17 protein-coding genes and 1 pseudogene are annotated in these 26,125 nt (G+C 62.0%); 12 read left to right on the forward strand and 6 right to left on the reverse strand.

All coding sequences use genetic code 11. The annotated features are described in order from the left end of the window. Positions 1-73: 73 nt before the first annotated feature. Genes XBLMG947_RS18365 through XBLMG947_RS18375 form a run of 3 tightly spaced genes read right to left on the reverse strand, consistent with a single transcriptional unit; the run spans position 74 to position 8,837 of the window. Positions 74-5,488, reverse strand: coding sequence for an FtsK/SpoIIIE domain-containing protein (locus tag XBLMG947_RS18365; protein ID WP_065470023.1), 5,415 nt, complete (start codon positions 5,486-5,488; stop codon positions 74-76). After that, positions 5,482-7,038, reverse strand: a complete 1,557-nt coding sequence (locus tag XBLMG947_RS18370) for a hypothetical protein (RefSeq protein WP_065470024.1) — start codon at positions 7,036-7,038, stop codon at positions 5,482-5,484. The genes XBLMG947_RS18365 and XBLMG947_RS18370 overlap by 7 nt, the downstream gene beginning before the upstream one ends. Beyond that, positions 7,035-8,837 (reverse strand): DEAD/DEAH box helicase family protein, encoded by a 1,803-nt coding sequence (locus tag XBLMG947_RS18375; protein WP_065470025.1) that lies wholly within the window; start codon positions 8,835-8,837, stop codon positions 7,035-7,037. Before XBLMG947_RS18375 ends, XBLMG947_RS18370 begins: the two co-directional genes overlap by 4 nt. A gap of 409 nt (positions 8,838-9,246) precedes the next feature. On the opposite strand from XBLMG947_RS18375, the gene XBLMG947_RS18380 reads away from it, so the two are divergent. Further along, on the forward strand, positions 9,247-10,761 hold the full coding sequence (locus XBLMG947_RS18380) for an MASE1 domain-containing protein (protein ID WP_083993244.1): 1,515 nt from the start codon (positions 9,247-9,249) through the stop codon (positions 10,759-10,761). On the opposite strand, the gene XBLMG947_RS18385 is transcribed toward XBLMG947_RS18380, so the two are convergent. Both XBLMG947_RS18385 and XBLMG947_RS24170 read right to left on the reverse strand, forming a co-directional pair. Next, the gene (locus XBLMG947_RS18385; RefSeq protein WP_065470047.1) at positions 10,745-11,167 is read right to left on the reverse strand and encodes a hypothetical protein; all 423 of its coding nucleotides are present in this window, start codon (positions 11,165-11,167) and stop codon (positions 10,745-10,747) included. The two genes, XBLMG947_RS18380 and XBLMG947_RS18385, sit on opposite strands and share 17 nt — an antisense overlap. Positions 11,168-11,301: 134 nt before the next feature. Next, positions 11,302-11,714 (reverse strand): annotated as a pseudogene (locus tag XBLMG947_RS24170) (hypothetical protein); the annotation flags it as partial. Here XBLMG947_RS24170 and XBLMG947_RS23275 point away from each other — a divergent pair. Further along, positions 11,622-11,819 carry a hypothetical protein gene (locus XBLMG947_RS23275; RefSeq protein ID WP_167352045.1) on the forward strand — a complete coding sequence of 66 codons (198 nt, stop codon included), beginning with the start codon at positions 11,622-11,624 and terminating at the stop codon, positions 11,817-11,819. The pseudogene XBLMG947_RS24170 and the gene XBLMG947_RS23275 overlap by 93 nt on opposite strands. 185 nt (positions 11,820-12,004) lie before the next feature. Here XBLMG947_RS23275 and XBLMG947_RS18395 read toward each other — a convergent pair whose 3' ends face one another. Continuing rightward, entirely contained in the window at positions 12,005-12,370 is a 366-nt protein-coding gene (locus XBLMG947_RS18395) for a helix-turn-helix domain-containing protein (RefSeq protein ID WP_065470027.1), read from the reverse strand. 325 nt (positions 12,371-12,695) lie between these two features. Between XBLMG947_RS18395 and XBLMG947_RS18400 the strand changes: the two genes are divergently transcribed. The 10 genes from XBLMG947_RS18400 to XBLMG947_RS18450 all read left to right on the forward strand — a co-directional run bounded on the left by XBLMG947_RS18400 (position 12,696) and on the right by XBLMG947_RS18450 (position 26,114). After that, positions 12,696-14,336 carry an amino acid adenylation domain-containing protein gene (locus XBLMG947_RS18400; RefSeq protein ID WP_083993245.1) on the forward strand — a complete coding sequence of 547 codons (1,641 nt, stop codon included), beginning with the start codon at positions 12,696-12,698 and terminating at the stop codon, positions 14,334-14,336. After that, entirely contained in the window at positions 14,333-15,538 is a 1,206-nt protein-coding gene (locus tag XBLMG947_RS18405; RefSeq protein ID WP_065470028.1) for an ATP-grasp domain-containing protein, read from the forward strand. The genes XBLMG947_RS18400 and XBLMG947_RS18405 overlap by 4 nt, the downstream gene beginning before the upstream one ends. After that, complete coding sequence (locus XBLMG947_RS18410) at positions 15,535-16,776, forward strand: MFS transporter (protein ID WP_065470029.1); 1,242 nt, start codon at positions 15,535-15,537, stop codon at positions 16,774-16,776. Before XBLMG947_RS18405 ends, XBLMG947_RS18410 begins: the two co-directional genes overlap by 4 nt. Positions 16,777-16,855: 79 nt before the next feature. After that, positions 16,856-18,250, forward strand: a complete 1,395-nt coding sequence (locus XBLMG947_RS18415) for a citrate/2-methylcitrate synthase (RefSeq protein WP_209437487.1) — start codon at positions 16,856-16,858, stop codon at positions 18,248-18,250. Then, on the forward strand, positions 18,250-20,883 hold the full coding sequence (gene acnA / locus XBLMG947_RS18420; RefSeq protein ID WP_065470030.1) for an aconitate hydratase: 2,634 nt from the start codon (positions 18,250-18,252) through the stop codon (positions 20,881-20,883). The genes XBLMG947_RS18415 and acnA overlap by 1 nt, the downstream gene beginning before the upstream one ends. Then, on the forward strand, positions 20,883-21,371 hold the full coding sequence (locus XBLMG947_RS18425) for a flavin reductase family protein (RefSeq protein ID WP_065470031.1): 489 nt from the start codon (positions 20,883-20,885) through the stop codon (positions 21,369-21,371). The genes acnA and XBLMG947_RS18425 overlap by 1 nt, the downstream gene beginning before the upstream one ends. Next, positions 21,368-22,864 (forward strand): DUF6025 family protein, encoded by a 1,497-nt coding sequence (locus tag XBLMG947_RS18435; protein ID WP_219819467.1) that lies wholly within the window; start codon positions 21,368-21,370, stop codon positions 22,862-22,864. Before XBLMG947_RS18425 ends, XBLMG947_RS18435 begins: the two co-directional genes overlap by 4 nt. Then, the gene (locus tag XBLMG947_RS18440) at positions 22,857-24,107 is read left to right on the forward strand and encodes an ATP-grasp domain-containing protein (RefSeq protein ID WP_065470034.1); all 1,251 of its coding nucleotides are present in this window, start codon (positions 22,857-22,859) and stop codon (positions 24,105-24,107) included. Before XBLMG947_RS18435 ends, XBLMG947_RS18440 begins: the two co-directional genes overlap by 8 nt. Before the next feature lie 4 nt (positions 24,108-24,111). Then, on the forward strand, positions 24,112-25,152 hold the full coding sequence (locus XBLMG947_RS18445) for a dipeptide epimerase (RefSeq protein WP_065470035.1): 1,041 nt from the start codon (positions 24,112-24,114) through the stop codon (positions 25,150-25,152). Then, positions 25,149-26,114, forward strand: a complete 966-nt coding sequence (locus tag XBLMG947_RS18450) for a D-2-hydroxyacid dehydrogenase family protein (protein ID WP_065470036.1) — start codon at positions 25,149-25,151, stop codon at positions 26,112-26,114. Before XBLMG947_RS18445 ends, XBLMG947_RS18450 begins: the two co-directional genes overlap by 4 nt. Positions 26,115-26,125: the final 11 nt, after the last annotated feature.

Genomic DNA, 26,125 nt, shown 5'->3' on the forward strand with positions numbered 1-26,125 from the left:
AGCCAAGTGTTCAACGAGCCGCGTCGTCGCAGCCCCTTGCGAAGATCCAGGGATCGACGGTGCCTCTTGAGTATCAGATGGTGCCATGCGCTGATCTTTGCGGGTTGTCGAGCGAAATCGCCATCACAGCCGCGGTGATCTCGTCGTCGGACAGAAAGGGGGCTTGTGCGTAGACCAGGCCCTGCTCGCCATTAAGCTTCGCAGCCAGGTGTCCACGGCCGAGAAGGAGTTCAGCACCTGGTCGATCCAACGCGATCTTGGAGGTGGCCTCGCTAGAAACCTTGAGAATAAGGCGGTTGCCGAGGTTTTCGCGCAACTGCATTGGCATGACATCCTTGTCGGGACGCTGCGCTGCAAAAATTAAGTGGATCCCCGCAGCGCGCGCTTTGACGCCGAGTCGCTGTACAGCAGCGCCCACTGCAGACTTGTACCCATCGTCGAGCATCCAGTCCGCGAACTCGTCATGGATCAGGAAGACCATGGGCAAACGTTCGTCGGCCGAGACTTTCGCATTGTAGGTCGGCAAGTCACGTGCACGAGCCTTGGCGAATAGGCGATAACGTTCTTCCATCTCCTGCACTAAAGTCTTGAGAACTTCCGCCGCTTTCTCCTTTGTCGTCACGATCTCGTCGCGCATGTGCGGCAAGTCCGCCAAGGGCGCGTAGTCGACGCCCATCTTGGGATCTATCAAGATAAGCTGCGCCAAGTCCTTCGGGTTAGTTGCGGCGATGTCCAAGATCAGCGCCTGAATCAGCACCGATTTGCCGCTACCGGTTGCACCTGCCACCAGCGAATGCGGCTCGTGAGACGAGAGCCCGCCAAACTCCGAGCCAAGGTTCAGATACAGCAGTGCGCCGTTGATCTCTTGGAGGCCCAAGAGGAATGACGTATTGATGCCGGCGACGTTGCGGTTGAGCTCACGGCGAGACCACAGCTCCCAGAGCGACACGGACTGGCGTTTGGAGCCGGCGACCGTCACCACAATCTCGCCGGGCTTGGGCTGGACAGTGACGAGATTGATCGCGTGCGTGGTCAGAAGCTGGGTGCGCTTGTTCTCAATGTCTTCGACGCGCAGCCGGTCGGAGCCAGCTAGGCGCACCAAGCAACCATTGGGGGTCAGACGCGTCCCCAAAATGGCCGCCTGTAGCCCGTAACTGTTAAGCGCGGCCTTGAGCTTCTTGGTGACTTCCTGAGCCCAGTCCTCCCGCTCAACGTCGGACTGCGCGCCGCCCGCGAACTTGGAGGCAACCAGTCCTGAGAAAGCGGCGCCAAGGTTGGCGGTCAGCGCAGGGCTTGGGGCCGAAGCCGGCGGCACGGTGTCGGCTTTGGCCAGGATTTGCGCAGGCGGCGAAGGCTCTTGCGCCAGGCTAGTGCCCGGAGACGCGGCGGTGGCTTGCTCTGGAGCCTCTTCCAGCAGCACGCCGACCCCGCTAGCTAGTTGGCCCATGGCGGCGAGCCATGGCACGCGCGGGGCAGGCCTTTTGAAGTCATGCCCATCCCAGGGCTGGTGGGGTCCCAGCGCAGCGCGGGCGTCGAGTCCGCCGGCGCCTTTGGCATAGGCCTCGGCGAGCTTTCGCAGATCGGACCGATCGAAGACCTCTTGCCAGGATTTCACGCCGTCGGAATCCTCCAAAAGCTCCTGGTCGGAGGCGGAAACCGAGCCGGCGTCCGAGGTGTGAACGTAGACGTGGGAGTAGCCCCGCAGCGAGATATCTACATCACCCTCACGAAGCTTCGAGCGCGCGCGCTCCATCAGACCCGTCATGCCTGGCGGGATGTCGGCGTCAATGAGCATATCGGCCAGGCGGGCTAACCACACGTCCCGGTCAAGCCGGCCGGGGTCGCCGAAAAGCGCCTCGCGGAACATGCCGAGAGTGGTCAGGAGCTGGTCCTTGGAGTCGCGGCGCGCCTTGGCCAAGCCGTCGGCGGCGACATATTTGGATTCGACGATTGAGATCACTACGCGAACGCGCTCCTCCCGTTCCTCGACATTGAGCGCAAGGATGTCGGCGATACGGCTCTCTGGCTGCGAGAGCCAGCTTGCGTAGTCGTCGAGCAGGAAGTACGCCGTCAATATCTGACCCCCGCCAGCGGCGGCTCTGAACTCCTCTGCGAGCAAATAGCGGCTAAGCACCAGGCCGATCATTTCGCCTGCGGATACGCCGCGCTTGGCTGCGCGCAAAACGATATCGCCGGAGACCGATAGCGCATCGCGCTTGGCCTTGTCAGCGGCGGCCTGGACCTCGGAAGCATCGAGTTGCAAATTCAGCTCGTCCAAGCGGCGGCGCACTAGTACGCCTAGCAGACGCAGTTCGGAGGTCGAGCTTACGATCATATTGCGGCCGTTAGTGGAGCCGCGGCGATAGCGGACGACGGTGATGTCGTTGTGCTGAAGTTGGCGTTTGTCGAGCAGCTCGTCATAAGTGGCGACCCACTCGGCCAAGTCATGGGCGTCCTTGATCATGCTGGCCAGCGCGGGGCTTTGCAGCGAGATGCGCCGGGCTGGCAGGAAGCGTTCGCCAGGCAATGCATCAAGCTGGCGGCACACGGCAGCCACTGCGGACACATAGGCCCAGCCCGAGGCCGTCTGCCAAGGGCAGGCCAAGAAGGTAGTGGATTTCAGTTCATTCTCGCCCGAGACACTGCGGTAGGACCAGCGCGAGGGAGCGTGCTCCAAATTCGGCCGATCGTTCGTCCAGGCGACAGAAAGCCATTCGGACTGCGCCGCCCGCGAGACCACGTCATGCAGGAAAGCTACATCGAAGGCCTTGAACCCCTGGGCGCTCTCGCTCGGCGTGGCCGAGATCGGCGTTACCGAAATGCGTAACCTGGAGATGAAGTTGTCGCTGGTCTCACTGACTACGGGCAAGTCCGGATCGTCTCCGGCCTTGTTGACCAGCTCACCGTAGACGCTGCGCAGCTTTGCCGGATCCGAGTGACGCACCGACACGCTGCATTGAAGCTTCCCGTCCTCCTGAATCGACGAGAGCTCCCGCACGGTAGCCAGCGGCAGCTCGGCCGCATCGGCGTTGTAAAGTACGACGCTCAGGTTCGATGCCTCATGAGGCTGCAAGCCAACGTAGCGCTCCAAGAGCTCTCGTACTTGCTTGGCAGCGGCAGCTGGGTCCACATCGGTCATTGCATCCTGATTGCCCCGCGTGGGCGATTCCAAGAGGCTATAGCCGTTGACCGTGCTGCTCTCAGACACCAGCGTCGGCGCGCCGGCCCGGTTGAGGACAGCGATCTCCGGATAGAACGGATGGGCGATCTCGTCGGAGAACTCGCGCATGAAGATTTCGCGGTCTCCATAGAGGATGTTGCCGCTGGAGAGCAAGTGGGTGGCAAATCCGGCGACACGTCGGGACTTCACTGCCAACGCCTTCATGCGCTCCGGATGCCATGGCGGGATGATCAGCGCGGGGTTGTCGCCAGCCACGCGGGCCGTGCCTACCGAAAGAATCTCGGAGACCAGACGCGAGCGGCACACGTCGCCGCGCGCTTGGGACATAAGGGTCGCCATCAGGGCGCCGAAGGATTCCGCCTGGCGCATGACGGCCTCGCCATGAAGGCCGATAGAGACGAAGTCCTCCATCGCCTTGATGTAGTCCTCCTCGAACTTGTCCCAGGATGCCTTGACCTCGTCGCGCTGCGGCGGAGTTAGATAGCCGCCTTCCGCGAGGTCCTTGATCCGGCCCTTTATCTCGTGGCGCAGGCTGCGGAGCCTGCTGGCCGCTGGGACCAAGGAACCCGCGTCGGTGGAATAGGTGGCCTCCAACGTGCCGGTGTCGAGTAGCGAGACATTTTGCACCCCACCCTTCTTGCTTACTAGGCGGCGCGGGACTTCTGTGCAACCGGCCGCCCCCTTCTCCAAAAGGCGGCGCATATCTGCGACCATCGACAGGCCAATCGAGGTGGGTTTGTAGCTCCACAAGAGCTGGGTCCTGGCGAGCACATTCTCTTTGCCATTGAAGAACTGGATTAGCGCCACATCGAACTTGATCTGCAAGGCCATGCGCGAGAGCGATGAATTCGGCCGCATCTTGTTTTTCTTGTCGCTGCGGAGCTCCTTCTCCTTGGCAAAGAAGGCCTCATAATCGAAAAGCGGATCGGGGAGGCTCGCATTTCCGAGACGCTCAACCTTCCAATCGGCCTTGGAACCCATGAGCTCCTTCAAGCCACGATACATCGCCGAGAAGTAGCTGCCGGCGTCGTAATTGAAGCGCTCACGCCACTCCTTGCGACCCTTGGTCACGGTGAAGCGCAAGATGCGCTCGCCTTCGGTCTCGCGCAGCCCCGCATGTAGGCTGTTCACTACGCGCGCGAAACCATCGAAAAAGTCGTTGCATTCGATGGGCTTGCCATAGAGAGCCTTCTCCCAGCGCGCGCATAGCTTGGCATCTTGCTCAAGTAGCCGGCGGTACTTGATGAAGAACTCCTCATCGTCTTCGTTAAAGTCGGAGCGCCGCTCGCGCGACTTCAAATCTTCCAAGAGCTGGCGGCCCTCGAGGTCGAGCGAATTCTCTTGGTCGCAATCGTGGTCGAGGAAGCGGATGGTCGAGTCAGCCAATCCGAATTGTTTCTCCTTGGGCTTGTCGAAGGCGAGGTAGACGCCGTCGGCCTCCCACTCGAACTGAGCCAGAGCGGAAGACACCTCCTGGTCTCCCGCGGGAGCGTTGACGAAAGCAACAAGCGCAAGGCGCGCGGCATCCGTGATCTCAGCCGCATTGGCCTCAATGCGCTCAATTAGCTCGTCGGAATCCAGCGGCTGGCCGTTCTGGCGAAGTTTCTTTAACAGCGGCGCGCGCTGCGTGAAGAGCTTGGCGAAGGCCTTCTGCCAGGGCTTGCGAAGCGGTCCGAAGCTCTTTGCATTGGAGAAGAACCCTGTGTCGCGGGGCAAACCGGCACGCGGCATTGCAAAGCCCAGGGCATCACGGATGGCAAGCCCACGGATAGACATGGCCTCGACAATTTCGGAGCAGAACTCGCCAAGCTGGACGAGTGAGAGCTCAGAGGAGGCGAGCAATCCGCCCAAGGCCGCATGGAACACCGAGCGGTCATCCGGCACCGGCGCGAGCCCACCGGTGTGCAAGGCAGCCTCGACCCAGGATTCAGGGTCGGCACGCATCTCCTTGGCGCCGATGGCCATGACGTGGCCGAGCGTGTCGGCCAAGTTGTGCTCGTTGCCGTTAGCAGTCAGGATTGCAGCCTTGACGGTCGCAGCGTTGTTGCGGACGTAGCCGGCGTTATGCGGAATGAGGATCTCAGGCGGCAGGCTTTGGGCATCAACCAAGGCCTCGGGGATCATGAGATCCACGCGAGCCAGCAGGTCAGGATTAGCGAGGATCGCTCGCGCCACAGCCGCAATCTGGCTGGACGAGAGCTTGTCGAGCCGGAACAACGCGGCAGAATCGCCGGACTGGCCGGGATTGGAAACCCGCTTGGCTAAGATGTCCGCGCCGACGCGGCCAATAATGCGGTCGGTCAGCATGCGGCCGCTTCCTTCGCGAATGGATTTTCGACAAACGAGCAGGAATCGGAGAGCCTGCGGACCAGGCCCAATCCCACAAGCCGAGCTTCAAGGTTGTCCCGGTTCTCACTGAGTTCCTCTTGGTCTACGAGTTTCGCGTCGACCAAGCGCGCGCCTTCGGCGTCGCCGAGGATGAGGCCATAGCGCTTTTTAGCCTCAGTCAGGAACTCGTCGAACTGCATAGGGTCGTCGACGATGGCCACCACGATCGACTTTAAAAGCCTATCGTTGGGGGCGTAGCGGGTGCGCCGCGAGAGGCGGCGGGAGCTGAGGCCAATCGCCCGCGACCAGGAAGCGTGAATCTTGCCGACGTGCTGCTGATGCCGCGCAAGGGCAAGCTCGGTGAGCTTTTCGACTAAGGTTTCGGGGCTCTCGCCCGAGTAGTCCTCGTCGTCGCCCCCATCGGCTGATGGCCACTGGAAGCGCTCGCGCATGAGCCTCACCCGCTCAGCTTCCGGGAACTCACTGGAGGCGGCCTCGGTCCAGCCGGCATCCATGCGGATCGACTCGACATGGGCGCGCACCGCCTTGGCGGGAAGGCCTTGGTTGAGCTGGTAGCTGTCGCCGGAAAGCGTGCGAACCTTCGTGCGCTCTTTGGAAACAATCTCGCAGATGATCTCGATCGGATCATCGTCGCCAGCTACGCGCTTCGCCCGCTCAAGGAAGTAGAGCAGCATGTTGAGCCCCGAGATGACGATCAGGTGCTCCAAGGCGTCATAGATCGGCATATCTCTCGCCAGAATCGACAGCCAGTCATTGCAAATTTGATCAAATCGCGGGTTAGCGGCTTCAGGCAGATAGCCAGACTGCCGGGCTTCATCCGCGCGCTGTGACGTACCTTGCATTGCTCGCGCGAGCCGGTTCATCGGCGCCTCGCGGTCGAACAGGCGCTTAGCCAGCAAGTCACCCAGTTCTGCGCCGCGCTTCGACCGCGTGAGCATCAGGTAGAGCAGCTCGCCAGTACGCGCGAAGAAGCGCCGGTCGTTACTCATTTTGCCCTTTGAGTCGATCTCCAAGTCCTCGTAGAGGGCGTCCGGGCCGAAGGGAAAGACAAATTTTGAACTCCAGCGCTTGTTGCTGCGCGACTCGAAGGAAGAGGAGCGCAGCAGTTCCACGGCCTTAGCGAAATCGTCGAAGCTCGCGAACGAATTGCGTAGGTAGGCCATGTCGTCAACGCCGTCACCGTTGCCCGTTGCCCCATGGGCAAAGCGCCCGAACCACTGCCGCCATTTCTCCTCATCCGGTTGTGCGCTTTCGGAGATGGACTCAACGTAGGGGTTGTTGAAAAGCAGGCCGCGGAGACGGATTTGGCGCTGCGGCTGGAACTTGAAGGCACCACCAAGGCCCTCTTGGGGGCGAAGCGGCTTGTCGAGGTTCGAGCCCAGTGCGCCGAGAAATTCGAGCACCGTCAAATGAGGGAGTTGCTCGTCGTAGAGACGGTGCCCCCAGATGTTCTCGTCGACGCAAAAATCGACGCTTTTGATCTCAGGCCGTTTGAGGATCTCGTTCATGCCGGAGTCCTCACGGTCACGGGGCGGGCGAACCCACGGCCTCCCGGCTCGATGTCGATGAAATTCAGCGTCAATGCGGATGCTTCCCCGCCGACTTCGTCGTCGTCGCCGGCAAAGCCAGCCCTACGGACGATCTCGGCCTTGCGCAGCAGCTTGGTCTTGAAGGCCAGAAGGTCTTCAAGGCACTCATTGGAAAAGCTTGCTGGCAGCGCGCCCTCGGCCACCCGCGCGAGAAACTCATGCCGGATAGGCGTGAGGTCGAAGGCGACTGAGTTGCCAGGGCTTGGCGAGAGCGATACGTCGAGCTGAAGGCGGCCAGAATCCTCGTTGTACTTGATGGCCATGCCTACGCCACCCTGCCTGCGCGATGGCGTTTCATGATCGCAAAGCACACTCACGCGGCTTTGCGTGAATCCGCCGGAACTGGCAATGAAGATGCGGTCAACGTTCTCCAAGAGCAGGCCGGTCATGACCCGGTTAAGGCCACGCGCAATACGCCCGCGAGTGTTGTCGTTCACCGCCTTCTTGGCCTTGAGCGACTCAATGATGTCCAGATACTCGCCAGCGAAGCGAAAGGCCGTCATTGACCAGCGGGGGTAGCCGGGCTCGGATTCAGGCAGGCTGAAGTAGAGCCGGCGACGCTGGTCCTCAAGCATCTCCATGAACTCAGCGGAGCCGCCATCCAAGCGCGCGCCTTCATAGCCTTCCAAGTAGGCGTCCTGAGCCGCGCGGAAGTCCGCCGTCGCGCCATAGATCGGGTCAACGGCTACTAGACGCGCGAAGTCGGCCTGCAACCGCGAATCGTCCTTACCGTAGACCAGCAAACCATCAGCCGCGTTGGTCGTCTCCTCACCCACACCGAAACTCGCCATAGCCTTGAATACGGGGCGATCAGAAGCCCGTCGCTTAGGCAGGTTGGCCCCGAATGCGTTGGCGTAGATGCTGGCCTTGCCGATGTGGTTGCCCTCTTGGATCTTGGGCACGTCCGCGCAAGTCATCAGGTTCTCTTTTGCCAACTTTGCATCTGCGTAACCGAGGACCATGTTGGAGCACAGTGCTAGCAGATCGCGCACCGGAAGATGTAGCCCATTGAGTCTGGCGATCTCGACCAAGTCGCCGAGCCGGCGCGCGAGCTGCCCGCTATCGGCTTCTCCGAGAAGGCGGCGGCGGTTCTCGTCGATCGGGCAGACATTCCCACCTGCCCTCAAGGAGCAGCGAGAGCAGTTTTCCCATTCGGGATGTCCGGCAACTGCCTTGGCGACTTCGTCGAGCGTCTTGCGGCTGGTGGAGCGGCTGAGGTCGAATACAGCCAAGCGGTCGGGCGCGGCCCCTGCTTGCAGGAAGCTCTCCTGCAAGGGCTTGCGGAGCGGATGCATGCGATCCTGCCGTTTACCTAGGTCGCGCAGGCGATCGAGCAGTTGGCCATGGTTGGCCGCCAGGATTACGACTTCGGAGTCGTCGCCTTCCAGAACCGACCTTTCGAGGCGCTGCAGCGGCAGGTCGCTCTCCTGGCCATTGAATTCGGAAAGATCCTTGATGAACACTGCTAGGCGACTATCGGCTAGGCGATGTTCCTTCACGTTCTCTTTGCCCGCCCAGACTTTGGGGTCACCGCCGATGTGGTTCCACAGTGCCCGGCAGTGGTAGGTCTTGCCATCGCCCGCTGTGCCGGCGATCAAGAGCGAGCCCTCCACCTTCGACTCAATATGCCGAATCATGTCGTCGAGCATCGGAGTGGAAAGACGGATCGGTTGGACTTTCGCTCGCCCGATCGCGCCAATGACGTACTCATCGAACATCGTAAGATTGCTCGAAGTTGGCCCATAACTCCTCAGCAAGCGCACCCACGCACTTGTAGGAAAAGAAAATTTTTCAGCTGAACCGACTTCGCTGGTTACGGTAGTCACTCGCTTCGCCCCCTGCCAATTCCCTGACTGCCCCATCTCCGAATCAATTGTGCCATGGAGGCTCAACGTGGCGACCGGTCCCCAATCCTATTCTGTAGACACGCTGAGAACCAATGGAGCGATGTAAGCCTCAGCCAGCTTCCGTAAGAACCTATCCAAGAGTCTAGTGAACCGCTCTGGTTCCGTGGAGGCCACCTCCTGCAAGCCAGGATCCACCGGATGGCCTTGGGTAACTGCCAAATGTCTACTGCTGCAGCGCGCGCGGCTTGTACAGTGGCTCTGACACGCCACGGATGGTCGAATGGCCGCTGTAAAAGACATTGCCAAAGGCGCCTTGCTGAGCGTGGGCTACTGCGCCGCGTTCCTGCTGGCTTGGCGATGCTCCGTGGATCAGTGGTACCTGCCGGCGGGATTGCGCGTTGCCAGCTTGCTGTTCTTGCCCGCGCGGCGATGGCCCTGGTTGTTGGCGGGTGACGCCGCGGCCCTGCTGGTGCTGCGCGTGCCGAGGGTTGATGACTGGGGTACCAGCACCACCTGGGCATACCTGAGCCCGTTCCTCTTGATGCCCGCGGTCTCGCTGCTTCCCGTCACGGCACGCTTTCATATTCCCGATTTGACGCGCAAGGACCACTGGCTGCTACCACTCGCGCTGGTGACCGCCTTATGGAGCACGCTGTGCAACATGGCGCTCAATGCCGCGCTGGGTGGCCCGTCAGGGCCGGCGCCGATCGACACGCTGATCCGGTACTGGCTGGGCGACTACCTGGGCACATTGATGTTCGTCCTACCGGCGCTCCTTTGGCTGCGCCGCGACGAAGCCTTGCGCCGGCCGTCCCATCTGCTGCATGAATGCCTGGCTTCCGTCGCGGTGGTGGCGCTTCTGTTCGTCGCTATCACTCTCATCGGCGACACCGTGCTGCGGCAGTTACTTAGGGTGTTGCTGGTTGTGCCCGCCATCGCGCTCACCCTGCGCCATGGATGGCGCGGTGCGGCACTGGGCGTGGTACTGGCGAACGTCGCGGTGGCCCTGTCGCTGCCCAAGGCCGTCGAAGTCGGCATGCACGACCCACAGGCTTTCGCGGTGCAGATCCTGCTCGCGGTCACCGCCACCGGCCTGTTTGCGTTCGGCTCGCGCCTCTCTGCTGCCTACCGGCAAGTGCGCGATTTCGGGCGCGTGCGGGAGCAGGCACTAGAATTCGCACAGGCCGGCTACCTGTCCGCAGAGCGCACCCTGCGCAAGCGGGTGGTCGACTACACCGATCTAACCGTGCAGATCAATCGGATGCGCAGGGATGTTGTGGAGTACCTGCGCTCCCAGGGACACCACTCGGCGGCAATGCAGATGACGCGCACCGGGGTGATCCAGGCGCAACTGCTCGATGAGTACGTCACGGCCCTCTATCCGCTGGGCATCGAAACGCATGGCTTGTATCACACCCTGCGCTCGGTCAGCTTCGCCAACCTGTGCAACACGGAATTCCGCTGGCGGATGCGAGGCGATCCCCGACAGCTTTCGCTGGGTCTGCAACTGGTGGCCTATCGCTGCGTACTCAATGCTGTGGAAACGTTGCCCGTTGCGCGAACCCACTTGATCCAGGCCCGGGTATGGCGGGTGCGGGGCATGCAGGGGATCGTCGTGCGCATCACCGCTGATGCGTCCGTGCTCAACGCGGTGCGGCGTGAACATCCCGAGTCCGATCGGGAACTGTCGGTCCGGCTCAAGACGCATGGCGGCACCTGTCGGCGCCGCCATGCGTTGGCCTTGAGCTTTCTCGTCTCCGAGCGCGTCGGCGTCGGGATCAATCTCGCGAAGTGACCACCCAGGCATCGCCCTTCGCATCCGATCGCAACCAGACCACGAAATCCCCAGTCTGGTAGACCACGCGCCCCGGGGCGGCAGGCGTAGCCGACAGCGACACACGGGTCACGTCCTTGCCCATGGGAAGCACCCACAACGTCTCGTTGATGCGCCCGACCGCAGCCCGGACCACGCCGGTGGCGTCGTTGATCTGCAGATAGGTGACGCCGTCGCGTTGGAACTCGTAGATCCGCCACGCCGAATCGGTGGCGAGGTTGGCCGCGCGGGGAGCGCTTTCCCCCAGCCCCGTGGCCGCCGGCACGCCATGCCCACCCGATGGGCAGCACGATTGCGCATGGGCCTGGAAGGACAGGGCCACCCCTGCGAAGACGACCATTGCCATGACCTTTGCTTTAATCTCCATCACACTGTTCCTTTTCCCCTGCTGGGGAACGTCCGCCTGCAGTTCAGGCAAGACCACGGTACGTGGTTCGCGCTCCAGCGCGGTTGACAAGCTTCCCCAGGCGACGGGTGTAACAGCAGGACCCGTGGATTGGCTCAGCGCCGATTGGATTGGCGCAATGTGATGACCCGATACTGGCCATGGTCGCCGGAGCGCGGCCCCTTCTTCTCGATATCGGCGCAGAGCCTGTCTTCGCCGCAGGGGACCAGGTCGGCCCGCCACGCGATCCAGGTACGCGATCTTCGCGCGGCGCTGTTCGGCCTCGGCCAGCGTCGCCTTGGCGCTGTAGAGGACGTACCCTCACGCCGCATAATCCCATGATGGCCGCCGCCAGCATGGCAATGGACCCCATCCACATGCGCCGCATCGCTGTGGCTTCGAGTGATTGCTGGGCTTGCGCGTAGCGCTGGGTGGCTTGCTGCAGCGTCTGGTCGGCAGCGGTCAACGAGCGATCGAATCGCTCGGCCGCCTGCTCCAGAGCAGCCTCAAGCGCCTGCACCGCCCGCTGCTGAAGCTGCGCGGCGAACGGGGTCAACAAGGGCTACGCGTGCCTGCGCCACGCCTACGACTTGGACTACCGAACGTGCTGGTAGAAGGCGGCGCCAATTTTTGAAGCGACTACTTGCACAACTGCATGGTCGTGAGCGTGGTCTGCGAGCGCTGACCGGGTCGGACCGGAGAGTTGCTGCCCTGGCCGGAAGACGCTGGGTGTCCCCTGTGTTCAGGCCGCTGGATGTTCCATCATGCCCGAGCAGTCCTTTCCTACCCCTCGTTCCCTCGCTTCCGGCTCGCCTGAGGTCACCCGAGATAGCCCGCCACGCTCTCCATCATGCTGATGATGGAGCCGAGAAACGACATGGGCAGGTGTTTGGACAACTGAAGCAGGCGGCTTTCAAGATGGCTGCGCGGTGTGGCATGCGCCTGATCGGAAATGTCATCGGATGAACTGGTCGGTTGCTCCACGTCGCCGCAGATAAGCCAGTCGATCCGCACATCCAACGCTCGGCTCAGCTCTCTAAGGTTATCCAGCGTCGGGGTGAATCCGGAATCTCTTTCCCAGTGGGCCACTGTAGCGCGATGCACGCCCAGGATAACCGCAAGCCTTTGTTGAGACATTCCTTTGAGGGTTCGGGCGGCACGAATCCTATCGGCAATCTGTTCCATCTGTTCTCGCCTTCCTTGATAGCCCGTGGATCGAGGCTGTCACCAAAGATGCGCGCGCCCCGATTTCACTGCCTTTGATACTACTTCCGGTACGGGGCGCGTGCAAGTGGGCATGGCGGACATAGGCTCGGATGATGGTAACGGCCCAGTATGTAGAGTTCATCGCATAAATTTGTGAATAAACACGACACCATTCGCTAGGTGCTGTGTTAGGCACTGCATGCGGGCACAGGTGTGTGCGTTGCACAGCATCGCGGTATTGCCGCTCTCGGGAGCGACCAACAATAATCGAGGGCATGGTAATGCGGTATGAGCATCAACGCACATGGATTCGGTTGAGCATTACGGAGCAACAGCGTCCCGCACAGACACTGTCAAGCTACACGAGATAGACGAAGGGCAGGAGGCGCATGCAGGCGCTGGTCTGCTGGAAGGCTTCCTTCGCAGCGTGGCACGGGCTCCGGAGCGAGATGCCTTGGTGGTAGGTGCGCGCACGTGGAGCTACGCGGCGCTTGCGTACGAAGCCAGCAGTTGGGCTGCCGCCCTTCATCGAAAGATCGGCTCCCAGGTACAGCGTGTCGGGGTGCTTTCCGGTCGCGACGAGATCGGCTTCATCGGCACCCTGGCGGCGCTCTGGGCAGGTGGTGCATTCGTTCCACTGAACAGGCGGTTCCCTGCGCGCCGTACGGCGAAAATGGTCGAACTTGCTGAGCTGGATGTGCTGGTGTACGAGGACAGCGACGCGGCTCTAGTTGCCGAGATTTGCCTTCTGATGAACGGCCAGCCACGGTTGGTGCCCCGCACCCAGCTGGATGCAGCCAATCGCGGGGCACCGGATCGCGGGGCGGTGCCGGCGCAGGTGGAAAGCGGGGAGGCACTCGCTTACCTGCTTTTCACGTCTGGAAGCACCGGGGAGCCGAAAGGGGTGCCAATCTCCCATCGCAATGTCTGCAGCTTCATGCAGACAAGCCAGGCGATCTATGCGATTGGTCCAAATGATCGCCTCAGCCAGACGTTCGAGCTTACGTTCGATCTTTCTGTATTCGACATGTTCATGGCGTGGAGCCATGGCGCTGCGCTTTGCGTGTTGCGTCCGCTGGAACTGCTGGCGCCGGCCGAGGCTATTGAGCGCAATGGCATCACGGTGTGGTTCTCGGTGCCTTCATTGGCAATAGGGTTGATGCGCAGAAACAAACTGCGCGAAGGGCAGATGCCCAGCCTTCGCTTAAGTCTGTTCTGCGGCGAAGCGCTCACCTATGGCGTGGCCAGAGCATGGCAACGGGCGGCGCCGTGTTCACGTTTGGAAAACCTGTACGGACCCACCGAGTTGACCATTGCGTGCGCACGCTATCCTTGGGCTGATATTGGCGGCGTTGGTGATGGCGAAATCGTACCCCTTGGCACGCTGTACCCGGGGATGGAGCAGGTGGTTGTTGATGCGCAGGGGCAACTGGTGGCGCGGGATAAGCCCGGAGAGCTGTGCGTACGTGGCCCCCAGATGTTCTCCGGTTACTGGCGGGCACCTGAGTTGGACACTGCCCGGTTCGTGGCGGTGCCGCCGGCGCAGGACGCCGGGGGACGCTTCTACCGGACCGGTGACATCGTCAGTTGCGCGGCGACCGGATTGCTGCAGTACAGGGGCCGTGCCGACCAGCAGGTGAAGATCAACGGTTACCGAGTGGAGCTTGGCGACGTTGAATCCGCACTGCGCAACGCCGGTTGTGTCGAAGCAGTTGTGTACCACGAGATCACCGAGGGCGGCGACCAGCTGCTGGCCGTGGTTACGATGGCCGAAGGGAGAGAAGTAGCCGAGGTGCTGCTCGATCTGCGGAGACGCGTGCCCGGCTACATGGTGCCTTCAAGGGTGGTCCACATCGCGACCATGCCGCTGAACAGCAATGGAAAGATCGACCGGAAAGCCCTGCGTGCAGACGTTACCCAGGAAGCGGCAGGAACTCCAGAATGAAGCATATTCTCATGGTGGGGCGCTCGCGCGAAATCTTCGCTCGAAGCCGGGGGCTGGACGTGCGTTTCAGCCTGATCTTGGTCGGAGGCGCCTCGCGGACAGCAGAGGATCTTTCTGGGTACCAGCGCGTAATCGTCCTGCCTCCGGATGCTAGCGTGGAAGAGTGGCTGCAGTGCGGACAGTTGATCAACACATTCGATCCGATTGACGCCATCGGGGGATTCACCGAGACGGCGGAGAAGATCGCAGTGGATATGGCCGAACGACTGGCGCTGCCCTTCCATGGTCGCGATGTGATCCACACTACGCACGACAAGTTCGCCATGCGCGAGCGGCTTCGGTCGCTGGGCATTGACGACACAGCCAGCCGCATAGTCGCAGCAGACGATGAGGCGTCGATCCGGGAATTTGCCGCCGAGCATGGCTGCCCTGTCGTCATCAAGCCGCTCTCTGCCCGGGGAAGCCTGGGCGTGTCTGTAGTTAAATCATTGGAGGAGCTTCCGGCGGCCCTCGCTTGGTTCAGGGCGTGGGCCGGGGGCCAACCCGTGCTGGTCGAAAAATTCCTGGCAGGGGAAGAATGGAGCGTGGAGGCCTTCTCGGAAGGCGGCGTGCACCGGATCATGTGCATCACGCGAAAGTTCAAGTCACCGCAAACCTGCATCGAGACAGGGCACTGCCTGCCTGCGATCTTCGAGGAGGGGGCGCGGCAGCGCATCCACGCTCTGGTCAAATCCACGCTCGATGCCGTTGGGCTGCAGTGCGGGCCTTCACATACAGAAGTCATGATGTGTGCGGAGGGGCCGCGTGTGATTGAGACACACACGCGACTGGGGGGAGACCGGATCGCTGAGATGATCGCGCTGCTGGGCGGCGCCGACCCTTACCAACTGTGGGTGCGGCAGGTAGCCGGGGAAAGCGTACTGCCCGAGGTGCCTGTGCTCGATGGTTCGGCATTTGCATCGATACAGTTCACGTCCCCTTCCTGCGAGGGTGTCCTGGACCGTATTGAAGGTCTGGAGCAAGCCATCAGCATGCCCGGGGTTGTGCGTGCCGACGCGATGGTGGCGCCGGGCCAGCGGATAGGCGCCGTGCATGATTCGTTCTCACGAGGTGCTTCGGTGCTGGCCAGGGCATCGACGGCCGAAGAGGCCGTGCTGAGGGCTCAGGAGGCTGTCGCCGCGATCAACTTCATCGTCTCATGACGCAGGCAAGCATTGGCGCGCGAGTACTGCTGGCCTCGACCTTTATCACCAACTTTGGCAGTGGTATGTACACGCTGACCATCGGCAAGGTCCTTTATGACGAAACAGGGTCGGCGGCAAGCTATGGCATCGTCATTGTGCTCGAGTTCATCGCCACGTTCCTATTCCAGCTGGTAGCAGGCCCATGGGTGGATCGAACTGATCCCCGCTGGAGCTGCGTCGCATCTACCATCGTGCGCTCGTTGGCCTTGTTCACCACCGGAATGGTGCTTGGTGGCTCACGCCAAGCGCTTTTCCTTGTGGCCACGTCACTGGTACTGCAGGCAGCCAAGCCCTTCTACCGGGCGGCGCAGTTTGCCCTGATTCCGGAAGTGGTGGGCAAGTCCCAACTGGTGCGCTTCAACAGCCACAACAGCATCAGCCTGCAGGCGGGCCAGTTGCTGGGCATAGCGGCGGTAGGGCCGGTGCTGGCCACGGGCGGGATCCGGTTCTCGCTCTGGTTGAATGCAGCCGGCTTCCTGCTATCGGCGCTGGTACTGCTCCTAATCAAGCCGGTCTCACGCGGCGTGCGGCACAGGGCTGGTTCGTGGTTCATGGCGCTGGGATGGATCGTACGAAGCTGGCTGGAGGCCGCGGCCAACCTGCGCACCAATGCCGCCACCTGCTGGCTGGTGTTCTTGTGCGCAGGTGATTTCATCCTGGTCAGCCTAGTCAACCTACTGCTGGCGCCAACGGTCGCCGCCCGTTTCGGAGGCGATGCCTACTGGCTCTCGGTGCTCGATGGTGCCTTTGCGTTGGGAGCGATGCTGACGGCTTTTGGGGTGGATGCACTGGCGCGCCGGTTGGGTGAGCGTGGCAGCGTGATGGCCGGCCTTGGCGTACAGAGCCTGTGCTTCGCCGCACTTGCACTGTGTGACTCGCGCCCAAGTGCGGTGCTCCTGCTAGGCGTCGTGGGGGCGGCAAACACGGTGTCCTGTGTGGTGCTTCTTGGGGCACTCCAGGTGCGCAGCGATGCGACATTGAGGGGCCGGATCGCCTCATTTCGGAATCTGTTCCTGGCCGCCGTCGGCGGTTGCCTGATGCCGCTCATCTCCCATTTAGAGGGCGTTTCGTTGTCGCTGGCGTTCCTAGCGAGCAGCCTGGTCGGGATCGTGTTCTTCCTGCTTGCTTTTGTAATGGCACACCCGCGCCACTACGGCGTGGCCATGCTCGGTTTCTATAGCCAAGGGAGTGGTTGAAAAAATGGACGTATATGGCGCAACGACAGGGGGCTTCCCGAGGGATGCACACACCCGTGGGGTGGAAAGGGAGCAAGAAGTGCGTGCGGTTGTAGCGTCGGTACTAGGGATCGACGCCAGCCATGCACACGCGGGGCTGGAATACCAGTCTATCCAGCAGTGGGACTCGCTGCGCCATGCAGCGCTGATGCTGGCGCTGGAGAAGGCGTTCGACGTGGAAATATCGGACAACCGGATGGTTGAGCTGTCCTCGGTGCAGTCGATCATCGACTTCATTGAGCACCACGCAGGCGGACAGGCGTCGGTGGCGGTACCCAATGATGGAAAGGAATCCTCGGTGGCAGGGGAGGAACCGGTGCATCGCGGGTTAAGCGGCATCTACTTCGATCGCAGCCGGATCTCGCGCATCGATGGCGAGGCCGGCCATCTGGAGTATCGAGGCTACAGCCTGCATGACCTGGTCGGTGCTGCATCCTTCGAGGATGTCTGTCACCTGCTGGTCGAGGGTGAACTGCCAACGGTGCAGCAGCATGACGAGTTGGGTCGGCTGTTGGCCGATGCCCGGATGGCGACCCCACCCGAGGCCATTGCCCTAGCGCGAAGCATGGCATCAGTGCACCCGATGGAGGCACTTAGGACTGGCGTGTCGTTCCTCGGATCGATGCAAGACCGGTTGGCCGACGACGACACCCGTGGCATGCGCGATGCTGGGTTGCGATTGCTTGCACAAGTGCCGGTGCTGGTCGCTGCCCACCACTGTGCGAGGCGTGGGATGGAATTACGCATTCCCGGCGTGGGTACGCCATTTACCGCAGCATTGCTGCACATGCTTTCAGGCAGGATGCCCGATGATCTTTCAGTGGCGATGATGGACCGCGACCTTATTGTCCATGCAGAACATAGTTCGAATGCTTCGGCCTTTACCGCGCGTGTTGTGATCGGGTGCAGGGCGGGGGTACATGCCGCCATCACCGCCGCCATCGCCGCGTTCTCCGGCAATCTCCACGGAGGCGCCGCAGAGGAGGTCATGAAACTTGTGGACGAGGTGGGCAGGCCGGAGCGTGCTGCAGCGTACGTCGAGGCGTGCTTTGCTAGCGGGAAGCCTGTCATGGGGTTCGGGCACCGTGTCTACCGCACGGAGGATCCACGCGTTCGCCACCTTCGGGATGCGGCGTGGCGCGTCAGCCGCGAGTCGGGCGATACCAGTGCCTTCGAGACCATCCAGGCCGTGGTGGATGCCATGCGCCCCTATGCACGGCATGGCGTGGAGGCGAACGTCGACCTCTATTCCGGCCTGTTGTACCGAAAGCTGGGGCTGCCCGACGACTTGGCAGTTCCGCTCTTCGTGGTCTCCCGCATGGCCGGCTGGCTTGCCCAGGTCATGGAGCAGATGGAGAACAACGTCCTCATTCGTCCGCTGCTCAAGTACACCGGCGAGCGTGGCCGTCGCCTCGAAATCGGGGTGCGCGGTTAATGAGCATGCTTCTGGAGCCGGCTCCGCCCCCACCCCCGCCCGCCGCCGATGGGGTGCCGGAACCCGCGGTGGATATACCTGCGTTTCTGGCTGGACATGGCCTCGTCGCTTCGGCGCTGCCATGCACGGCCCTGCTGCTCATTGAGTTCCTGTTGCGTAACGACCAGTTTGGTGCGGCGATGCAGGCGGCCGTAGAGCTGGCAGGCGGCCGGCAACCGCATGGACTGGAAATTGCGTTCCTGCCTGCAAGGCTGATCATGCAGGACTACACGGGCATCCCGGCGCTAGCTGACCTGGCGGCACTTCGCGATGAACTGGCGGCTGCGGGAAGGGACCCTTGCGTGGTCAACCCCGTGCTGAAGACCGACATTGTAGTTGACCATTCGCTCATCGTTGAGTCGGCCGGGACCCGGGACGCACTCGCGGCTAACCAGAAGCTGGAGATGCTGCGTAATCAAGAGCGTTATGATTTTCTGGCATGGGCGGCCGGCGCGTTCGACCGGGTGAACGTGATTCCCTCGGGGCAGGGCATCGTCCACCAGATCAACATGGAGCAGTTGGCCACCTTAGTGGTGCGGCAGGACCAGGCAGGACGCTCGGTGCTCTACCCGGACTCAGTGATCGGCACGGACAGCCATACCACCATGGCCAATGGGATGGGAATCCTCGGCTGGGGCGTGGGCGGGCTGGAGGCGGAGGCGCTCATGGCAGGAATGCCGGTCAGGATGCCGTTTCCTCGTATCGTCGGGATAGCGTTGCGCGGTTCGCTCGGTCCGGGCATCTCGTCTGCCGACCTCGTGCTGGGGTTGACCAACCATCTGCGCAAGGCGGGCGTGGTAGGTGACCTGCTTGAGTTCTTCGGTGAAGGTGTCCGTTCGCTGGATGTACCGGAACGCTGCACCATCGCCAATATGGCACCGGAGTACGGCGCGATGGGGGCGTACTTCGCCGTTGACGAACGCACCGTTGCCTACTTGGAAATCACCGGGCGATCGAAGGCGCATTGTGCGCTTGTCGAGCGCTACTACCGTCACCAGGGGCTGTGGGCCCATGGAGGGGGGGGGGCTGCACGCTATCCCCGCACGTTGGTGTTCGACCTGGATGCGGTGGAGCGCTGCGTTGCCGGACCCAGCAATCCGCACGAGTGGCTGCCATTGAAGGCGCTGCCTGCATCGCTGCCCCGCTCTGCAGGTGCGCCACCGGCGGTGGGCTTGGCCGACGGTGCCATCGCACTGGCTGCGATCACGTCCTGTACCCATACGGCCAACCCCACGGCAATGCTGACCGCCGGTCTGCTCGCCCGCAATGCCGTGGCATGCGGCCTGCGCGTACGTCCACACGTGAAGACGAGCTTCGCCCCCGGCTCGCAGGCCGTGGTGCGCTACATGCGGGACGCCGGACTAATCGAGCCGATGGAGGCCTTGGGCTTCCACGTGGTGGGCTTTGCATGCGCTACCTGCAATGGGGGGGGCGGTGAGCTCCATGGAGAGATGGCGCGTGCCATCGAACAGTACGGCATTGCGGCTGCATCCGTGTCCAGCGGGAACCGGAATTTTCCCGGTCGCATCCATCCGCTGCTTAAGGCGAACTACCTGGCGTCACCGGCGCTGGTCGTGGCATTTGCGCTCGCGGGTACGCTTGACCTTGATGTCGAACAGGATGCGCTCGGCATGGGCAGACAGGGGCCGGTGTTCCTGCGCCAGATCTGGCCATCGGATGAGGAGGTAGCTGCATTGAAGACGGCAGTACTGGTGGCATCGTCCTTTCCGGCCAGCCAGGCGCCGATGGAGTCGTTGCAGAAGCGTGGAGGCTTGTTCCCATGGCGGGAGGCGTCGGATTACCTGCGCCGCCCGCCGTACTTCGATGCCGATAGGCCGCAGGGCAGCAGTGTGGTGGAGGGGGCAAGGGCGCTGTTGGTACTGGGTGACGACATCTCCACCGACCACATTTCGCCGGTAGGCATGATCGCACCGGACTCACCCGCGGGAACCTATCTGACAGGGCGAGGAGTTGCCTTTTCCGCCTTCAATTCCTATGGTTCGCGGCGCAGCAACCACGAAGTCATGGTGCGTGGCGCTTTTGCCAACCCACGACTGCACAACCACCTGCTGGCCGATGGGCGGCGGGGTGGAATGACAATCCACCAGCCTTCGGAGCAAGTGGGGACCGTTTTCGATATCGCCGGCAGGTACGCCGCGGCGGGCGTCCCCATGGTCATCGTAGCCGGTGAGAACTATGGAGTGGGCTCCTCGCGCGACTGGGCGGCACGTGCACCGGCGCTGCTGGGCGTGACAGCCGTGCTGGCCCGCTCGTTCGAAAGGATCCATCGCTCCAACCTGATCGCCATGGGCGTGCTTCCCGTTCAGTTGTGCACTCCAGAGGAGGACATGGACTGGTCCGGGTATATCGCAATACGCCCGGTGGCAGGGGAAAGCATCGGCATCGCCACACCCATGCGGGTAACAATCATCTCCAACAGCGGGAAGATCCGGCACCAGGATGCCATCACCCGCCTGGATTCCAGCGATGAAGTCGACATCCTCCGCGATGGCGGCCTGCTGCCGCGGATCCTCTCCCGTCTCATGGAAGTGTCTTACTCCCCGCCTGCAACACCTGACTTGGAAAGCACCTGATGGAACCGGATCGCGTCAAACAGGCGCTGCAGCACGTCCCATGCGGCGTGCTGATCGTTACCACGTTGGACCAGGAGCAGAGACCGGTCGGCTTCACCGCGAGTTCCTTCGTCGCCGTGTCCTTGTCTCCCGCCACCGTCCTTGTCTGCCTGTCGCATGAGGCGGCCTGCCATGGCGCATTCCAGCAGGCGCAGCGCATCGTCCTCAACATCCTGCAGGGTCACCATGAACCGCTGGCTCGCAAGTTCGCGACGCGCAGCGTGAACAAGTTCCTTGATGCCGGATTCGTCCACGGACCACACGGGATCCCCGTCCTGCCAGATGCGCTGATCCGACTCTCTTGCCGCGTAATCGGACGTCATCCGTACTCGGACCACACCATCATGATTGCCCAGGTTGAACAGCTTTCGCAGGCTTCCGCAGGAGATGCCCTGGTTTCCTACCGGCGCAGGTTGTTGCCGATGGTCCTGGCGGATGCAGCGCCATGACGGTTGCACTTCCGCTTAGAACGCCACGCTCTCCCATCGAGCTAATCCAGGCATTAGGCTTGGTCGGTGAGGGACCTGCGCAGCAGATACTCTCCCCGGAACGCCTTGATGCCCTGTTGCAGCGTAGGGCGGGCTTCGACTGGCTCCACTTGGGCCAGACCACGATACCCATCGGACATCTCCTGGACGTGATTCAGTCCGACCCATGCCTGCTGCCACCGCGTACAGGACACCTGGGTAACTGGGAAGCCATTGCACGCTGCCAGGCGGGAGCGCCAGATTTCAACTGGGCCGCAGCCGCGGAAGGGTTGGGCTATCCCCTCATCTACGGTTTCAACCAGACCGAAAACGAAGCGCTGGACCAGGGGGATGTCGTATACCTTCCAGGATCGCTGGTGGAAGAAGGCCAGCGATCGCCATGCCGCCTGCATACCTGGGATGGCCAGCGTTTCGTCGAGCGTAACCGAAGCTCCTCCCTGTTCACGCCGCTGGTCAAAGCGGCCGTTGGGGATGAACTGCTGCCGCTGAGCCGCTTGCACCGGCAACGGATGGAGCGCCTGTCGCGGTTCAACTTTGTCATGGAGGCAGACGCTCTGCTAGCACACGAGGATCGGCTGCGCAGAATCCTGGAAGCTTGCGTGGAGGAGGCCGCCGCACAGCCCAACCCACGCGTGGCCCTGCAATCGGTATTCGATCGCCAAGTGGACCTAGCAGCCGTCGTGACCAGGCAGGACATCGTCCGTCATGGTCCGGGCTGGAAGATGGGCCCGCACTACTACGCGAGTACCGGGGAGCTGGTAGAGACCGCGCTGCTGCCGTTTCGTGCCGTGGCTCAGCCCGAGGCCTTTTTCTCGGCCATGCCCCAGCATCCTGCCTACCTGCCGGTGGTTGCAGCACCAGCAGTGCAACTAATTGCGGCATTCCTGGGAACTCACTACCCACGGTGCCTGGATGCATCCTACCGCACGGATTGTTCGTTCAACCCGCACTTCCACTGGGGAGCGCGGGACATGGCCGGGTATCCCCCCGTGCAGAATGGATATTTCGCTAGGAGTTCGCGGGCGAAGATTGCGCGCAGGACAGCGGACATGCTGGTTCGTCGGTTCCAGGATCTGGACCCGGTCCTGTTCGTACTGATTCCCGCATCGATCTTCATGCTGTGCCCGACCGCAGCCAGTGAGGGCGACAGCGAGGCAGTGGCTGACTTGATTGCTAAGGTGCGCGATCGTGCCGGGGCGCTGCCTGCAGAGAAGGCCATGGCAGGGGTGTCAGATGTAGTTTCCCGCTGGCTGGCGACCGGACCATCGGTATCGCCGTATTTCCTGCGACGCTTCCTGCCCCGCAGTGGCGTCGGCCATGGTGCGCCATTGCCGCCGCCTTCCACGCTGGTCAGGCCAGAAGGCTTCACCTCTTTTTCCCTGCGCCAAGCATGCATGACTGTGGCAGCCCTCATGGAGCAGGTTCCAGCCCTGCAGGCTGGCCACCATGCGTGAGGAAAGCGGGGAGGTGGCTGCTACTTCTGCGCCGCACGCTGGAAACGCGCCGCGCTTGTTGCTGATCGGAGGTGGCCGCGAAGGCCAGGAGATGATGGAGGACGCCGCCTCGCTTGGCATCCGTCTGCTGAACATCAACAACCATGGCGGGTTCAAGCAAGGGTTCCTGCCCTTCGTGGAGCAGGCGTTCATTGCTGATTATTCCAACGCTTCCTTGATCATCCCGGTAGCCAAGGCACTGCACGGGGCCATGCCTGTGGATGCCGTGATTTCACTGACCGAAGATGGCCTCGTGCCAGCGTCCTGGGTCAACGAAGCACTTGGCATGGCGGGTGAGTCGGTGGCAACGGTGGAGGCGTTCAAGGACAAGGTGATTATGCGTCGAAGGCTAGCCGACGCTGGGGTGAGCCCGGTGCAGTTTTGCCAGTTGGAGGGCGAAGAGGATGCGCTCGCCTTTCTTGGATCGCATGGCGCGTCAATCATCAAGCCCGCAGATGGCGCGGGAAGCCGGGGAATCTACCTGGTCAGTACAGCGCAGGATGTGCGCGATGCAATGGATGCCCTTGGCACTGCTGGCGCGTCGCGTCTGCTCATGGAGGAGTTCCTGTCAGGCCAGGAGATCAGCGTCGAAGCCTTCAGCTTCGATGGGACGCATCACATCCTTGCGATGACGGACAAGATGACCAATGCGCGCTTCGTCGAAATAGGGCATCGCATGCCCTCGGTGCTGGACGGGGCGGCCAAGGAAGACGTAGCGGAGCTCGTCCTGCGGTTTTTGGATGTGATGGGCTTGAGGAACGGTCCGACCCACACCGAGATCAAGTTGACGTCGCGTGGTCCGCGCATCATCGAGTCACACAACCGCGTAGGCGGCGATCGCATCAATGAGCTGGTCAAGTGCTGTTTTGGATTCAGCTTGAAGGGACTAGCGATGGCATGGGCTTGCAGGCAGGTTTCGGCATGGACGCAGGCGCCACTGCCCACCGCGTACGCAGAGATCGCTTTCCTGCTGCCGCCAGTGGGACGAGTGGCCTGCATCGAAGGCGTGGACGCGGCCATGGCCGTGCCGGGCAGCGTGGAGGTGCGGATCGACGTGGCGGTAGGTGACTGCATTTCCACCGTAGCCTCATCGCGTGATCGCGCCGGACATGTCATCGCGCAAGGAACCAGCAGGGAGGAAGCCCGCGCACGCGTTGAGAAGATGGCATCGCGCGTTTCCATCCAGACGATCCAGGAGGAGTAGGGGCATGGAAGCAACATGGGAAGCGTTGAAACTGAAACTTGTCGAGCCGGTACTGACCCACAAGGGCGTTCGTTCGGTCCTCGAACACCGGAAGGTAAACATCTGCTGGCAGGGATTTGAAGCGGTGGGTGTCGCCGTCCCGGCCAAGGACTATGGAACAAGTCTGGACATGATTGACGCCGGCCTTACCGTAGCGACGGCAATGCTCAAGGGACGTGATCCTTTCCAGCTGCAGATGCTGCTGGATGAGATTTCCGGTCCATTGAGCAAGGTTCCGACCGTGCTCGCGGCCATCGACATGGCCCTGCACGATCTGATGGGAAAAGCAGCGGGACTCCCTGTGCGTTCCATGCTGGGCCTGGCGGCCAAGCCGCTACCGCCAACCTTTTCATCCATCGGCATGATGTCGCCAGAGCGCGCGGCGAGCGCCGCCGGCAGCCTCCGCGCATGGCCACGGATCAAGCTGAAGGTGGGAACCGACCCCGACTATGGGCGCATCCAAGCAGTCCACGCCGTGCACGGTGGAGACATCCTGGTCGATGCCAACGGCGCATGGTCAGCTGAACAGGCCGTGCGTTGTGCGGAACGGCTGTCCCGGATGGGGGTCTGTGCCATTGAGCAGCCCGTCGCGGCAGGTGATTTGGACGGAATGCGGTTCGTCAAAGACAGGGTGGATATCACGATCATCGCGGACGAATCCTGCTCGACCTCGCAGGACGCACTCGCACTGCGAGGTTGCGCCGATGCGGTGAACATCAAGTTGATAAAGTGTGGTGGCCTGAGGAATGCAATGGGCTTGATCAACGTGGCGCACGCGTGCGGAATGCAGGTGATGCTTGGCTGCAAGCCGGAGAGCACGGTAGGCGTCACCGCCATGGCGCAGTTGGGCGGTATGGCGGACTGGATCGACCTTGATGGCCATCTCTGCCTGGAGAATGATCCTTACCAGGGAATCACCATCACCAATGGATATGTAGCGTTCCCGGATGCCGCAGGGCTTGGGCTAGTGCCTACTTCCTTCAACACGCAGGACATGAACCAATGAGCAGACTGAAGTGCATTGTGCTGGACGACTACCAGGGCGCCGCGAAAGCGGACGGCAGCTGGAAGCGGCTGGGCGACAGCGTGGACTTGGTATTCATGTCCCATCACGTCGAGCACGATGGGGAGCTGATCAGTGCCCTGCGTGATGCAAATATGGTTGTGGTGATGCGAGAGCGCACGCCGCTTCCCGCACACATATTGGAGCAGCTACCTGAGTTGAAGCTTATCGTGACCAGCGGCATGCGCAACACATCGATCGACCAGGCTGCTGCAGCGGCACGCGGAATTGTGGTATGTGGCACGGCGAGTGAATCGGCACCGCCGGCAGAGCTGACCTGGGCTCTGCTGTTGGCCCTGGCACGTCACCTGGGTGAGGAGCGCGATGCCATGCGCAGCAACGGACCTTGGCAGAGCTCGGTGGGCGCTGATCTCGAAGGACGTACGCTGGGCATCCTAGGCCTTGGCAAGATAGGCAAGCGCGTGTGTCGCGTTGCCAAAGCCTTTGGTATGCAGGTACTGGCCTGGAGCCCGAATTTGGACGAGAAGCGCGCCGCGGCCGAAGGCGCCATCCTTGCTTCATCCAAAGAAGTGCTGTTCGCGGAAAGTGACTTCGTCACGCTGCACCTTGTGCTGAGCGAGCGTACCCGCGGCATCGTGGGGAGGCCAGAGCTGGCGGCAATGCAGCCCCACGCCTTGCTGGTCAACACATCGCGCGCCGGCTTGGTGGACCGCGAAGCATTACTGGATGCATTGATGACGCGAAGCATCGCCGGCGCGGCTTTGGATGTGCACGACCATGAGCCGCTGCCTGCCGATGATCCCTTCCGGGTTCTGCCCAACGTGCTGGCCTCGCCCCACCTAGGCTACGTGACCCAACGTAATTATGCCGCGTACTTCGGCCAAGCCGTTGAAGACATAGAGGCCTGGCTGGCAGGCACTCCAATCCGCGTGCTCAACAACTAAGGAAGAAGCTG

Origin of the sequence: Xanthomonas bromi (assembly GCF_900092025.1) — a bacterium.
Classification (GTDB): domain Bacteria; phylum Pseudomonadota; class Gammaproteobacteria; order Xanthomonadales; family Xanthomonadaceae; genus Xanthomonas; species Xanthomonas bromi.